This window comes from Rhodococcus sp. 06-1474-1B (genome assembly GCF_002258885.1).
In the GTDB taxonomy this organism is placed as follows: domain Bacteria; phylum Actinomycetota; class Actinomycetes; order Mycobacteriales; family Mycobacteriaceae; genus Rhodococcoides; species Rhodococcoides fascians.
In genome coordinates this window covers 275,070-289,582 of sequence record NZ_NOYR01000027.1, presented here as the reverse complement: position 1 = coordinate 289,582, position 14,513 = coordinate 275,070, and the positions used below count along the sequence as shown (strand labels likewise).

Below are 14,513 nucleotides of genomic sequence, written 5' to 3'. Positions count from 1 at the left end.
GCGGGCTGCTCGGTCATGGGGATATCTACCTGTCCTGGGCTCGGAGTCGATGTTCGGTCGTTATGTCGCTTCGGATCCTCACACAGTTACACCCGCAGTAGGGGGCATCAGCGTGCCGAGGTCAGGTGGTCGATGTTCCGTAGCCCATCGCCCGCAGCATCGAGATCAGTTCCGAGCGCGACCCGGCTCCGAGCCTGCGGCGAATGCGAGCCACATGATGTTCGACGGTTTTCGGGGAGATGTAGAGCCGGCTGCCCACCTCGCGGTACGTGACGCCGAGAACCAGTAGTTCGGCCACCTCGGCCTCGCGTTCGCTCAGAGATCCCGACGGCTGCGGCGTCGTCCCGTCGGTCTCCCGCTGATGCGAGCTGGGCTGACGCAACGACCGGGCGATGTGCAGTAACGAGGTGGCCGTAGCGGTGTCGGCGACGGTCAGTGCGGCTTCGCTCGCCAACCGGGCACCGTCCCACGGCAGGCCGAACGCGGTGAGGGTGCGCGCCGAGAGTTCCACCTCGGCGGCGTCGGGCCTGCCCTGTAGAACACCGAGCCACGCCCGCCCCGCCGCAGCGAGTGCGGAGCTGTACGGGTGCGTCGGAGCGGCGGACGCGAGGGCCTTCGCGTGCGGCACCAGGGCTTCGGGCGTCTGCGCCACGATGGCGGCCTGCACCTGATACCAATGCAGCGCCGAGGCCCAGACCGGCGGATCGCCCAACGCGGCGAGCAGCGTCGTGGCCTGCGACACGAGGTGCTCGACGCGATCGAACTGGCCCACTCGTGTTGCGGCCAGCACCAATTCGCCGAGGGGCAAGAGCGAGAACAGGTCGATCGAGTACGCGGCGACGACGTTCTGCGCCTGGGTCCACGCCGTGACGAGAGATCCGGCGTCCCCGGACCTGCGGGCCAACCCCACTCGAATGCCGTGCAGGAACAGGTGATTGCGCACGTGCGAGTCGGGGATCTCGAGCGGGTCGACCAGGTGGCAGGCCTGCGCGGCGTCTCCTCGCAGCATGGCCGCCCAGCCGCCGATGAGCACGAGCCGCGTGTGGGCCTCGGATCCCGGCCGCAGCTCGGGTAGTGCACGAGCGATGACGGAGTCGACGCGGGCGAGATCACCGCAGTGCACCGCGTGCAGGGCGGCCACCGCGGCTGCCGAATCCGGAGCGCACCAACGATCGGACGGTGCGGCCGTCAACGTGACCGCGCGCATCAGCGCGTTCGTCGCCGCACTCGACGCGGCAGCGCTGCGTGAGTCGATCGAACCGAGGACCCCGTCGACGAGCAACGCGCCCGACGCCGTGCTCGACGTCGGTGCCAGCGACGCCACGACACTCAGTGCGCGGTCGGCAGCCGGGCGGTCGCCTGCGGCAGCGGCCGACAAGGCAGCCCACACCGCATCGGTCCCGAGTCGATCCGTCCCGAGCCAGGCGAACAATTGCGCACTGCGCGAGACCATTCCGCGCTGCGCGGCGACCGACGCCGAGACCCTGACCGCAGTGCGTAGATCGACCTGCGTGTGATCGGTGGCCGCATCGAGAATCTCGTCGGCACGACGGCCTGCCTCGTCGAGGTGTCCGGTCGCGGCGGCCACCTCTGCCCGCCGGGCCGCGAGCGCAGATGGGTCGAATCCCGCCGCTGCTGCCGCGTCGTACAGCTGGCCAGCGGACTCTATGGAAGTCGAATCACCTTGTCCAGCAAGGAAATCAGCGAGGTCTGCGCGTACGACCCCGTGCGCCGCCAACGCTCGCGCGGCCGAGGCGTCGAGCAGACCGGATTTCGCCGCAACCTCGGTGATGCGGTCGAGCAGCACCCGGCATCGACGCTCCCCGATCATCTCGGTCAGGGGACCTTCGGCGGACGGAATCAACGCGCCCGTGGCGTCGAGAAGACCGGAGCTGCAGGCGATATCGACGACTGTCTCCGCGTCGGCCGGCCGCGTCACGAGCTGCGCCGCCGTAGCCGGGTCCGGGACGACGCCGAAGCGAGCGGCGAGCAGCACGGCGCGGGTGTCGTCGGTGGTGTCGACGAGGATTCGGCGATGCTGCTCGGCAACGGATTCGGTGACCGCACGTAGCGGAGTCGGATCGGACCGTTCGCCCCCGAGCGCGGCCAGTGCCGCGTCGACGGCGACGAGAAGCCCTCCGGTGGACTTTGCGATCGCGCTCGCCAGTGACGCGGAGATCGGCCGAGCGACTGCGGCTGCCCGCGTTGCGATCGACGTCTTGTCCAGCGGTACCAGCGTCAGGCGAGCGGCACCTGCGGACGCAACGAGCTTCTCGATCCGGGAATCGTATCGGCGCGGGGCCGTGGCGAGAACCAGCGTGATGTCCGAACGGGTTGCCGCAGCGGCGATCTCGTCCACGCGGTGATCCGGCAACAGATGGGCGTCGTCGACCAGAACCGTCGCACCCGACGGCGCGTCGGTGACACTGCCCGCATGCACCGTCGTCGCGGCGGCCGCGACCGCACCGAGCACCGCGGATCGACCGGAGCCGTTCACCCCGACGACAACATGCACACCGGTGCTCGACGACGCGTCACGAACGAATCGATCGGCGCGCTCGACGCCGACGAGAGCGGATGGGCTGTTGGCCACGGTCGGTCTATCGACCGGTCAGGCCGCCGACGACCCCGCCGAGTCCGTCACCCAGGCCCTGACCCACACCTCCGACGACACCGCCGAGGCCCTGCCCGACGTCGCCGAGCGTCGGACCCTGGTACGTCGGTAGCGGTTGTGGCGTGAACTGCGGTGCTTGCGGGACCTGCACGGCCGGGGGCTGGTATTTGGGCACCGTCGGTGCGGCGATCGACGGGATGGTCGGCACGGTGGCGGCCCCGTTCTGGCCGGGGACCGCGGCCGGCGCTCCGGCGACGGGTGCCCCGGCAACAGGAGCCCCGGTGGCCGGATCGATCTGGGTGACACTGCCGTCGGCGTTGACCACCGTCGTGGGTGCACCCGTGGAACCGACTGCTGCAGAACCGGTCGGCCCGGTCGTGGTCCCGACTTCTGCCACGGCGGCCGTGCTGCCGGGAGTCTCGGTGCTCGAGATCTCGGCGTTGGATTCGGCCGGAGTGGTGTTGTCCGAGGTGAGGGCCGTTCCGACCGACAGTCCGCCGCCCGCGAGAAGGGCGAGCACGACGACGGATCCGGCGACCAGGCCTGCCTTCTTGCGTCCGGACATTCCCGATTCCGACGCCACTGCCGTCGGGGTCGGGGCGGGACGCGGGGTGGGACGGGGCATCGGCGCGGCAACGGCGGTCGCGGCGGGAACCGCAGCCAATGCTGCTGCGTCGTCCGCGGCGGTGGCGTCGGCGATGTCGCTGCCGAGGATTGCGGCTCCGATCGCGACGGTCAGTTCGGGGCGCGGCCCGGCCACGACCGGTACTCGCAGCTCGGTCGAGACGAGCTCGGCGACGAGCGGGATGGCCGAGCTGCCGCCGGTCAGCACCACCTGATCGATGTCGGTGACCTCGAGGCCCGCGGCCGCGACCGCGTCACGCACGACGCCGATGGAGGCCAGCAGCGATGCGCGAACGAGGTCTTCGATCTCCGAGCGCACCAGTCGTACTTCGGTGTGCAGCCCCGGCAGGTCCACCGTCAGCGACGTGGAGGTGTCGTAGGACAACTGTTCTTTGGCCTCGCCGCAGCGGGCGCGCAATTCGACCAAAGCACCGACGGTGTCGGGATCGAAGGGATCGAACTCGAACGACTGACTGCCCGAGACGGTGTCGAGTACGTACTGCATGATCTCGTGGTCGAACTGAGCGCCACCGAACTCCTGCGAATGAACGCCGGTTCCGACGACGCCTGCGTCGGACCCGGTCCGCATCAACGTGACGTCGAGAGCCGTCGCGCCGAGGTCGTAGACGACCGCGAGACCGTCGGACTGGGTTCCACGGGTGACTTCGAGCCAGCGCATCGTGGCGACCGACTCGGGAACGAGCGTGACGTCGGTCAGGCCTGCGCGATCGAGCGCTTCGCCGAGCACCTCGACGGTGTAGGCGGTCCAGCGTGTGGGGTGGGTGACCACCACGGAGGGGGAGGAGTCGACACCGGCGGAGACGTCGGCGACGAGGGCACGAGTGGCGGTGGCGTACAGGTCCTCGGCGCGGTGACTGCGGCCGTCGTCGTCGATCAGTTCGACGGGGTCACCGACGCGATCGGCGAACCCACTGATGAGATGGCGCGTCGAGCGGTCCCACAGGTCGGCGAGACCGGGGGCCGCACCGGGACGAAGATCGAGGGCCGAACGCTTGACCACCGAGGTCACCGGGTCGGTATCCAGGGCGGCGACAGCCGTCACAGTTCCGATCCGTATGCCGAGCCCTGCGTTCATCTGCCGCCACCTTCTTGTCGCACTGCCCTGGTTCCCACCGCCGTTACCCGCACTGTCGGCTCGGTGCCCCGATTCGTTACGTCTCACAGCAGGTTAGAGCGTGCAACGAGGTAAATCCCCTAAAGCGCTCAGATCCCCTAATGCAAGTCCCCTGGCGACCCCCGGGGGAGTAGGGGGATCGTCCCCGTTGGGCGGGGGCTCTGCGGACCATAGCTTTGTGATCAACCACGAAGCATCACTCGTCAAGGAGACTCACATGGCTACCAACGCCGTACTCGATTTCATTCTCGGCCTGCTGCGCGACGACAACGCCGCTGCTGCCTACTGCGCCAACCCCGAGACGACGTTGGCCGCTGCCGGCCTCGGCGGCGTCACCCACGCAGACATCGTCGCGGTGGCCCCGTTGGTCGCCGAGTCGGGACTGTTCGCCGGTGCGGGCAGCCAGCTCTCCGCCATCCTGGGTGCAGGCGGATCCGCAGGCCTCGACGGCGCACTCGCCGGAGGCGCGAGCCTCGGCGGCGGACTGTCGGCCGGACTCGGCATTGCCGCAGGAGCGGTAGCCGGCGGCGGGCTCGCCGCAGGTGGCGCGCTGACCGGTGGAATCGACGTGGCGGGCGAGATCGAAGCGTCGCTCCAGGCAGCTCTCGCTGCAGCTCTGGCCGTGGGTGGCCAGATCGGCCTCGAACTCGGCACCGCATTCGGTGGCGCTCTCGACGCACTCATCGGTGCCGGTGCGGGCATCGGCGGCGGACTCGGTGGCGGAATCGATCTGGACCTCGACGGCCTTCTCGGCGGCACGGTCGGACTCGGCGCTGCGCTCACCGGACTCATCGGAGCAGGCGCAGACATCGGCGGCGAGATCAGCGCCGACCTGGCAGCGCAGCTGCAGGCAGCCCTCGACGCCGCGATCGGTGCCACCGGCGCAGTCGACCTCGCCGCGCTGGCCGACATCCAGGGCGGACTGTCCGGCGCGCTCGGTGCCCTCTTCGCAGTCGGCGGAACCGTCGGAGCCGAACTGGGCGCTGCCGTCGGTGGCGTCTTCGAATCCGTGCTCGACGCCGGAGCCGGACTGGACATCGTCGGCGGCCTCGGCACCGCGCTGACCGCAGGCATCGGCGGCGCTCTCGCCGGACTCGGAACGGTCGGTGCCGACCTCACCGCAGACATCTCGTCAGCCCTGAGCGGATCCGCCGAAGCCGGAGCCGCGCTCGTCGGCGACATCGCCGGTGGCATCGGTGGCAGCCTCGGCGGACTCTTCGCCGTCGACGGCGCCATCGCAGGATCCATCGGAACAGCACTCGGTGCAGTACTCGACGCCGGTGCCCTCGCTGACGTCGACGTCGACGCACTCCTCGCAGCCGGCGGCAACATCGGCACGGTCGTCAGCGGCGCCCTGGGCGGCGTCCTCGATCTCGACGCCGGAGTCGTCGGAAACCTGGCCACGGCCATCGACACCGCCATCGAGGGAACCCTCGGCGCCGGTCTGGGCATCGGTGGCAGCATCACCGGCGAACTGGCGGGCGAGCTGACGGGTGAGCTGACCGGCGGAATCACCGGCGCGCTGACCGGCGGAGTCACGGGCAGCCTCGAAGGAATTCTCGGAACCGCGTTCGGTGTCGGCGGCGCTGCAGGCGCACAGCTCGGCACGGCCGTCGAAGCAATCGTCGACGCCGGAGCCACACTCGACCTCGGAGCAGCACTCGGCGCGAGTGCAGATCTCAGCGCTCAGCTGGCCGGTGCGGTCGACACGGCCGTGTCCGCAGGTGCCGATCTCACCGGCACCGTGGAAGGCACCCTCTCCGGACTCGGTGGCCTCGGCGGCGGCCTGACCGGCGGCCTCGCCGGACTCGGCAACGTCGGCGGAGACCTCACCGGCGGCCTGGCCGGACTCGGTAGCCTCGGCGGCGGCCTGACGGGCGGCCTCGCCGGAGTCGGCAGCGTCGGCGCAGGTATCACCGGTGGCCTCGCGGCCGTCGGCAGCGCAGGAGCAGATGTGACCGGCGGCCTCGCGGCGGTCGGCAACGTCGGCGGCGACGTGGCCGGTGGACTGAACGGGCTCGTCGACGCGGGCACGAGCCTGACCGGCGGACTGGCCGGACTCGGCAGCCTCGGCGGCGGAATCGCAGGCGGTGTCGCAGGTGGAGTCGAAGGCGGTGTCTCGACCGGCATCGACGCAGCCGCGCAGGCCGGTGCAGGACTGGAAGGCACCGTCACCGGTGCCGTCGACGGCGGAATCGACGCGGCAGCACAGGCCGGTGCAGGACTGGAAGGCACTCTGACCGGCGCTGTGAACGGCGGAATCGACGCGGCAGCGCAGGCCGGCGCAGGACTGGAAGGCACTCTGACCGGCGCTGTGAACGGCGGAATCGACGCCGGTACGCAGGTCGGTGCAGGACTCGAATCGGCAGGTGACCTCGCCGGTTCCGCCGCGGGTGACCTGGCCGGAAACGTCACCGGAGGACTCGAGGGCACCGTGGGCGGCGTCGTCGACGCGGGAACCTCGGTGGGCGGCGAGATCGCGTCGAACATCGGCGGCGGACTGGATGCCGGCGGCTCGATCGGCGGCGGACTGGCCTCCACGGTGAGCGGGGGTTTGGATGCTGGTGCGGACGCTGCGGGTTCCGTGGCCGGCGGGTTTGACTCTGCCGCGCAGCTCGGTGGCCAGGTCACCGGTGCAGTGCAGTCCGGAGCCGAGGGATCTTTCGAGTCCGCGAGCTCCTTCGATTCCAGCGCGAACGCATCGGGCACGGGCTGGTCGAGCGTCGACTCCGACGTCTTCGGACAGAGCGAGAGCAGCACGGACCTGTTCGGCGAGACCGGCGGCAACCTGCACGGATCGGTCGATTCGGCAGCAGATTCACTGGGCCACTCGCTGACCGTCGACCACGACATCGACCCGCTGAACCCCTGATCGAGTTGCCTGTGATCAGGTGACGAAGTGACGAGTCGGCCCCGAGTGTTCAACGACACTCGGGGCCGAGTCGTCGCTAGAGTTTGGGAATGCGGCCTGCGGGACGAGTGGGGTTCGCGGGAGTCGACGAGATGGGTTGTGGAGACACAGGTATGGACGGGCAATCTACGGAACTGGCCGAGCTGCTCGATCGCACCGCGGAGGTAGCGACATCGGCGGGACGATCCGATCTGGTCGATCGAGTCGAGGCAGCGAAGTCGCGTGTGCTCGACCCTCGTCGTCGCATCATCGTGGTCGGACCCCTCAAACAGGGCAAGAGCCAGTTCGTGAATTCGCTGCTGAATCTGACGGTGTGCTCGGTGGGCGACGACGAGACCACCGCGATTCCGACGGTGGTGTCCAACGCGGACAGCTTCTCCGCGCAGCTCGTGCTCGCGAATCCCGGTGACGAACCGATTCGGGTCGACGTACCGCTCGAAGAGATCACCACGGTGACTCCGGCGAGTCCCCAGGCTCAGGGCCGGGAGGTGCTGCGGCTGGACATCGCGGTACCGAGCCCACTGCTCGCCGACGGCCTGGTGCTGGTCGACACGCCGGGAGTCGGTGGCCACGGAAACCCGCATGCGGCAGGGACATTGGGTCTGATTCCGTCGGCCGATGCCGTGCTCGTCGTGTCCGATGCCTCTCGTGAATTCACCGAGCCGGAATTGGCGTTCCTGCGGCAGGTGCAGGGTCTGTGCCCGGCTGTGGCGGTGCTGATCACCAAGATCGATCTGTATCCCCATTGGCGGCAGATCGTCGAGGCCAACCGTGCGCACCTGGACCGTGCAGGCATCACCGTGCAGATGCTGCCGGTGTCGTCGTTGTTGCGTTCGCACGCAGTGCGTTTGAACGACGAGGAACTCAATGCCGAATCCGGCTTCCAGCAGCTGTACGCGTTTCTGCGCGACGACGTGGTGGCACGGGCCGACGTGCTGGCTCGCGCATCGGTATCCCTCGATGTCCGCTCGGTGACCGAGCACCTGACACTGTCGTTCGGCAGTGAGCTTGCGGCGCTGAAGGATCCGGAGCGCGCGGCCGCCGCAGTCGCCGGGCTCCAGCGCGCCAAGTCCGCCGCCGAGGAACTGCACAAGCGGTCCTCGCAGTGGCAACAGACGCTCGGTGACGGAATCGCAGATCTCGCGTCGGACATCGATCACGACCTGCGCGACCGACTGCGACGCGTCACCCGGGAGGCCGAGGAAACCGTCGACGAGGGGGATCCGGGGAAGGACTGGCCGCAACTGGGCGAATGGCTCGAAGAGCAGATCGCTGCGTCGGTGGGCGACAATTTCGTGTGGGCGCACGAGCGGGCTCTGTGGTTGTCGGAGTTGGTGGCCGAGCACTTCGCGTCGTCCGGCGCGGCGGCCCTGCCCGATCTCGATCTCGGCGATCTCGACAATGTGCTCGAGCCCGTGACGTCCCTGGCCGATCTGGAGTCGGGTCGGGTGGGTATCACGCAGAAAGTGCTCGTGGGAATGCGTGGATCCTACGGCGGCGTATTGATGTTCGGTCTGATCACCACGTTCGTCGGTCTGAGTCTGCTCAATCCGATCTCGATCGGAGCGGGCGTACTGCTCGGCACCAAGGCGTACAAGGAAGACAAGGAGAATCGCGTCAAGGCGCGTCGTTCCGAGGCCAAGATGGCGATTCGCCGCTTCACCGACGACGTCAGCTTCCAGGTGGGCAAGGAGTCGAAGGATCGGCTGCGTCAGATTCAGCGGGTGCTGCGAGATCACTTCACCTCGATCGCCGAGCAGACATTGCGTTCGCTCAACGAGTCGTTGCGCTCGGCGCAGGAAGCCGCTGCCGCCGACAACACCGATCGCACCGCCCGGATCGCGAGGCTGGAGAACGACATGCGGCTTGTCTCTGAATTGAATGCTCGCGCAACGCGTCTGGTGAAGGACGTCGCGGTATGAGCGTGACGGCACTGGCCCGAGCGCGCGATCTGATCTCGGCAGCGCGGTCGACGTACGCCGGCGACGCGGAGGCGTCCTGGATGCTCGACGAATGTCTCTACCGTTTGGACGAGCCGCTCCGGGTCGCGCTTGCGGGATCGCTCAAGGCCGGCAAGTCCACTCTGCTCAATTCGCTTGTTGGGCAAGATATTGCGCCGACCGACGCCACCGAATGCACCAAGGTCGTCACGTGGTATCGCAACGGCGTCTCACCCAGTGTGACGGCCTGGTACGACGGCGATCGCGCGGCGAACGTTCCGGTGCAACGACGTGACGGGCGGCTGACGTTCGATCTCGGTGCGTTGACGGCGGCGCAGGTCGATCGCCTCGACGTCGAATGGCCGGCAAGTACTTTGGCGCAGACGACGATCATCGACACACCCGGCACCTCGTCGCTCTCTCGCGATGTCTCGGCGCGCACGTTGGCGATGCTGACCCCCGAGAATTCGTCGTCGGGGGCCGACGCGGTGGTCTACCTGCTGCGCACCCTCAATGCCACGGACGTCTCGTTTCTTGGGCAGATCGGGGCACACGTCGGAGGTGATTCCGGGCCACTGGGGGTAATCGGGGTGGTCTCCCGGGCGGACGAGGTCGGCTCGGGCCGCATGGACGCGATGATGTCGGCCAAGGAGGTCGCGGCCCGGTTCGCGTCCGAGCTCGAAGCCACCGGACTGTGCCAGGCCGTCGTCCCGGTGGCAGGGCTGTTGGCGTTGGGAGCAGAGACGTTGCGGCAGAGCGAGTTCGCCGCATTCCAGATGCTCGCGACGGTACCGACCGAGGATCTGCAGCTGGCGATGCTTTCGGCCGATCGGTTCGTGCGGGCGGAGAGCACTCTGCCCGTCGATGCCGCCCTGCGCGCCAGCATTGTCGACCGCTTCGGCTTGTTCGGGATTCGGATGGCCGTGACGCTGATTCGGCTCGGTGTGCGTGATTCGCCGACACTGGCGGCCGACCTGGTCGAGCGCAGTGGACTGTCCGAACTTCGCTCGGTCATCGACGTGCAATTCGGCCAGCGTGCGGATCAGCTGAAGCTGCACTCGGCTCTGGTTGCGCTACAACGAATTCTGGAGTTCCGGCCGGAGTCGCATGCGCTGCGTACCGAAGCCGGCAGGATGCTCGCCGACGTACACGGGTTTGCCGAACTACGGTTGCTCGGCCGATTGCGTTCGGTCACACCGACATTGCCCGACGGAGGACTGCTCGATCTGCAGCGAATCATCGGCGGCTTCGGTATCGCCGCCACCGAGCGTCTCGATCTGCCGCCCGATGCGGGGCACACTCAGCAGCGCGACACGGCACTGGCTGCGGTGCGTAAGTGGCGATCCCTCTCGGAGCATCCGCTTCTGGACCGGTTCACGTCGAATTCGTGTGCCCTCGCCGCGCGCAGTGCCGAAGGGATTCTCGCCTCACTGACGTGAGGGGCGTCGAGGTAGCAGCGCGACGACCGTGGCGGCTGCGGCAGCGCCTGCCACGACGAACGGACCCCATTGCAGCACGCCGCCGAGCAGGGCCGAGGCGTCGGAGACGAAGGTCGAGAACGTGACGGCCGCCCCGATGGTCAGAATTCCTACCGCGCCCATCAATATTTTGGACGACGTGGCTGCGCCGCGGAGCAGGTTCAACGAGACGAACCCGAGTAGTACCAGCACGGCGGCGGCAGCACCGCTCGAGATGAGGGTGGCCGACGCCGTGTTCCGGACGTCTGCGGCGCTTGCCGTCGAATCCTGCTGAGCCACGGCGGTTTCGACGCCCGACAGAACGACGTTCCAGTTCAGCGCAATGACGGCGGCCAGCGCCAGGATCAGTGCGGCGGTCGCCGCCCACAGCCCGGTCGCGATCTTCGGCAGACGGGAGTCTGCGGTGGATTCATGTCGTGGCCGAAGAGGTTCGACGGACAGCTCCGGCCGCGGTGGTTGCGGTCGGGCAGGCCGAGGCCTGTGCGCTGTCGGATCGTTCGGTTCTTCGGCCACGGTGCAGGAGTCTATCCGTCAGCGGTGCTGCGACGTCTCTTTCACCGCAGCACCACCGCGACGCCCTCGTACGGACCGAGGTTCATCGGGAAACTGTGCAGTTCGTCGACCGTCGCGATCTCGTTGTCGTCGAACACATCGATGGCGCAGGTGCCGGGCACCAGGTGCTTGGACTGAATGGTTGCGCTGATCTCGTCGGACGAGAAGTTCAGCACCGTGGCCTGGATGGTGCCCTGGCCGAGTTCGTGCACCATCACCAACAGGCTCTTGTGCGAGACCGTCGGAATGTCGATCTGCTGCGCCGTGGCAATTCCGTACTTGTTGCGCAGCTCGATGATTCGAGCCAGCTGCCGAGCGAACGACTGCGGGTCGGCCAACTGTTCCGGTAGTGACCCGTACAGGCTGCGTCCACGGGGAATGCCCGATTCCGAGCGCACGGCGTCGGGGAAATACCCCATCAGGTCGTGTGCGCCGCGGTTGAGCCAGCGAGTGTCGCCCTCCTTGATGAGATCCTCGACCTCGTCGGCGGCGATCGGAAGAATGCCCAGCAAGTCCCAGCCGGACAGCGCGAACACGCCGGGCTGCAGTGCGTTGTACATGGCGAGCAGCAGGTGCGCTCGTTTGACGGTCTCGATGTCCTGCTCGTCCATCCGATCGAGATCGCGGATGCCGAGCGACGCGGTGATCACACTGGCTGTGGTGCAGGCGATTCCGTTGGTGGTGAACGTTCGGTTGTACGGTGCCCAGCGGCCGGTGAGGCGATCGGTGAGTTCACCGCGAATGCGATCGCCCAGATCGCAGCCCTTGACCGACTCGCCGCCGTATGCGAACTCGTCTTCTGCGTGCAGTGTCGCGAAGTGGATGAGCTCGAACGTCATCTCGTCGTGGTTCTGCAGCGCGTGCACCAACGATGCCGTGTCGACGCCATGATCACGCGCCAAAGTCATGGTGAGTCTGAGGAATTCGGTGTTCCCCATGACCAACGCATGCTGGTAGGCCGGACGGTTGATGAAGTCGTACGACAGGTCGGCACCGTTGGTGCCCATGGCCTTGATGTCGTCGATCGTCAGGTTCAACTCCTGGAAGGTGAACCCGCCCATCTTGCGCACCACACTGGCGATCAGGTGATTCGCGGCCTCCGAGAGTGGGTGTCCCTCGGACCAACCCGGACCCTCTGCACGACGTTCGACGCCGAGGAAACCGTTGGCGTCCAGGCGCAACGCGCCGGCACCGAGATCGGCGATGGAATGACAGGCGTCGCCGATGACGAGACGCATTCCCGCGAACGATGGGTCGAGCCAGTTGATGGACGGCTGACCGGCCTTGAAGTAGTGCAGGTACACCCAACGCCGCTCGACGCCGTCGATGCCGACGACGGGAGGTGTTGCGCTCCAGTTGGTTTCCTTGACGCCGAGCTCGTAGAAGATCACTCGCTGCAGCTGACCGATGATGTAGCCGGCGCGAGCGAGATTGGCCTCGGCCTCGGCGTCGATGTTCTGCGAGTCGGCACCGGCGCGCACACGCGGCAGCAGGTGCCAGTCCTGCGGCTCGATCTCGACCATGTGGTAAATGCCGGGGTAATCGGCGACGGCCATCTCGGCCAGCCGGAAATCCGCACCCTTACCGGTGTGGCCGGGAACGATGTCGTCGATGACGATGCCGTCGTACGCGGCGGCCACGACGCACAGGCGTCGGAACTCTTCTTCCGAGCCGAAGGCGGGGTCTATCTGCATACCGATGCGGTCGAAGTGGCCGTCGACGGACGGGGTGGGACGCCACCCGTGGATGCCGCCCGCCACCTTCACCGGTCCGGTGTGCACGGCGGTGACGCCGATTTCGGAGAACGCCTGCCACAACTTCTCGTCACCGAGGGTGCTCAGGAAGCTGGTCTGCGGAGCGTTGATCACCGAGATGGGGTAGGCGGTGAACCAGACGGGTGCTCGCTCGACGGCAGCACGCGGGTCGGGATCGGCATACGGGTTCTGCCACATGCTGCCCTTGCCCGACAGCTGTTCGGCAATGAGCTTGGCATCTCGCAGCATCGACTGTTCGGTGAGCCAGTCCACGTACTCGGGATTGGACGCGACCGGCTCGCTGTCCGGTGTGGGACCACTACTTCGGTTCGCACGGCGCACGGACGGACGAAGCGGTTTCGGCCGAGCCGGGTAGAACTTCTCGTCGTAGGTGATCTCGCTCGGTTCGTGCTGCACTTCGGGATCCATGTGCCTCCGTAGCCTCGCTTTTCCTCAACCCTACGTAGGGCGCGGCCGATCCGCAGGGTTGTGGTTCCCCTCTTCTTCGGCCAGCGAAACCTAGCGTGTGGGCGCGCCGGGCCCGGCCGGTCGATCGGTGAGAGTCGGCCGAATCACACGAATGTCATTCGGCCCGACCGGTTTTGTTCGATATGCGAACGTCATCGAATCGAGACCGCCTGGTGTGGAATGTCTGAATCGGATAGGCCATAGTGAGGAAGTACCAACTGTCCCTTCAGTCACATCAGACTCACGGGTCACATCCCCTCAGCCACAGGAGTTGTCCATGCGACGTCTTGCCCGCACATCGATCCTGGCCTCGACGGCCGCCCTGGCCGCCGGCATCGGTGCGGTCGTCCTCGTACCCATGGCCTCGGCCGAGCCCGAGACCGAGCCCGCAATGCCACTCGGCTCCGCAGTTCTGGAAAGCCCCGACCTGGTGGTCTCGATGGCCACTGTCTGCGACACCGGAGTCGAGAAGGCCCCCGAGGGCGGCGTCGTCGCACTGCAGGTCAAGGTCGAGAACAAGGGTGCCGACGACGCGTCGAACGTCAACGTCAACTACGGCGCACTGCCGGGTCTGCAGGGTCAGAACACCGAGAAGACCATCAAGGCAGGCGAGGCAATGACGTACACCGTGCCGTCGGCCGATCGCGAATGGGTCGCTCGCCCCGCCGGCGCAGCTGCCTTCGCCAGCGCACTCGATGCCGACTTCATGAACAACATCACCGGTGGACTGCTCAGCTACAGCTGCATCCCCGCACCCGCCGAGGACCCTGCCGAGTAATTCTCGTTCTGCACTTCTCTCCCGCTGCGCCGCGACGATCCCCGCTGATCGTCGCGGCGTACTGCTGTGGAGGGGCTTCGCCCCATGTGCGCGGAACTTCGTAGCAGGGGTCGAGTTTCCACTCACCTGGGTCGTTCCGCAGGCTCCACTCCTACTCACATGCGGCGCAGCCGCTCCCTCGGGAACAAATTCGCCACACCCTCCGTTGTGCAGGTCAGCAGCCTTGAGTGGATGAGGCTCAAGTTGGAAGTTGACGCGA

Annotated in this window: 8 protein-coding genes; 4 read left to right on the top strand and 4 right to left on the bottom strand. The window is 67.4% G+C overall.

Annotated elements, in window-relative coordinates:
• Positions 1-121: 121 nt before the first annotated feature.
• Positions 122-2,593, bottom strand: a complete 2,472-nt coding sequence (locus CH266_RS16535) for a helix-turn-helix transcriptional regulator (RefSeq protein WP_255175939.1) — start codon at positions 2,591-2,593, stop codon at positions 122-124.
• Between the two features lie 7 nt (positions 2,594-2,600).
• Complete coding sequence (locus CH266_RS16530) at positions 2,601-4,334, bottom strand: Hsp70 family protein (protein ID WP_094715723.1); 1,734 nt, start codon at positions 4,332-4,334, stop codon at positions 2,601-2,603.
• 256 nt (positions 4,335-4,590) lie between these two features.
• On the opposite strand from CH266_RS16530, the gene CH266_RS16525 reads away from it, so the two are divergent.
• From CH266_RS16525 to CH266_RS16515, 3 genes are all read left to right on the top strand, one after another.
• Positions 4,591-7,245 carry an IniB N-terminal domain-containing protein gene (locus tag CH266_RS16525; protein WP_094715797.1) on the top strand — a complete coding sequence of 885 codons (2,655 nt, stop codon included), beginning with the start codon at positions 4,591-4,593 and terminating at the stop codon, positions 7,243-7,245.
• 152 nt (positions 7,246-7,397) lie between these two features.
• Positions 7,398-9,206: a dynamin family protein gene (locus CH266_RS16520; RefSeq protein ID WP_032371874.1), complete on the top strand. Its 1,809-nt coding sequence runs from the start codon at positions 7,398-7,400 to the stop codon at positions 9,204-9,206.
• Complete coding sequence (locus tag CH266_RS16515) at positions 9,203-10,663, top strand: dynamin family protein (RefSeq protein WP_027495651.1); 1,461 nt, start codon at positions 9,203-9,205, stop codon at positions 10,661-10,663. Before CH266_RS16520 ends, CH266_RS16515 begins: the two co-directional genes overlap by 4 nt.
• On the opposite strand, the gene CH266_RS16510 is transcribed toward CH266_RS16515, so the two are convergent.
• A complete protein-coding gene (locus CH266_RS16510; protein ID WP_032366880.1) occupies positions 10,652-11,215 on the bottom strand; it encodes a hypothetical protein in 564 nt (187 codons plus the stop codon). The two genes, CH266_RS16515 and CH266_RS16510, sit on opposite strands and share 12 nt — an antisense overlap.
• A 41-nt stretch (positions 11,216-11,256) precedes the next feature.
• Positions 11,257-13,437: a maltose alpha-D-glucosyltransferase gene (gene treS / locus CH266_RS16505; protein WP_094621509.1), complete on the bottom strand. Its 2,181-nt coding sequence runs from the start codon at positions 13,435-13,437 to the stop codon at positions 11,257-11,259.
• 316 nt (positions 13,438-13,753) lie between these two features.
• Here treS and CH266_RS16500 point away from each other — a divergent pair, with 316 nt between their 5' ends.
• Complete coding sequence (locus tag CH266_RS16500) at positions 13,754-14,254, top strand: hypothetical protein (protein WP_032371876.1); 501 nt, start codon at positions 13,754-13,756, stop codon at positions 14,252-14,254.
• Positions 14,255-14,513: the final 259 nt, after the last annotated feature.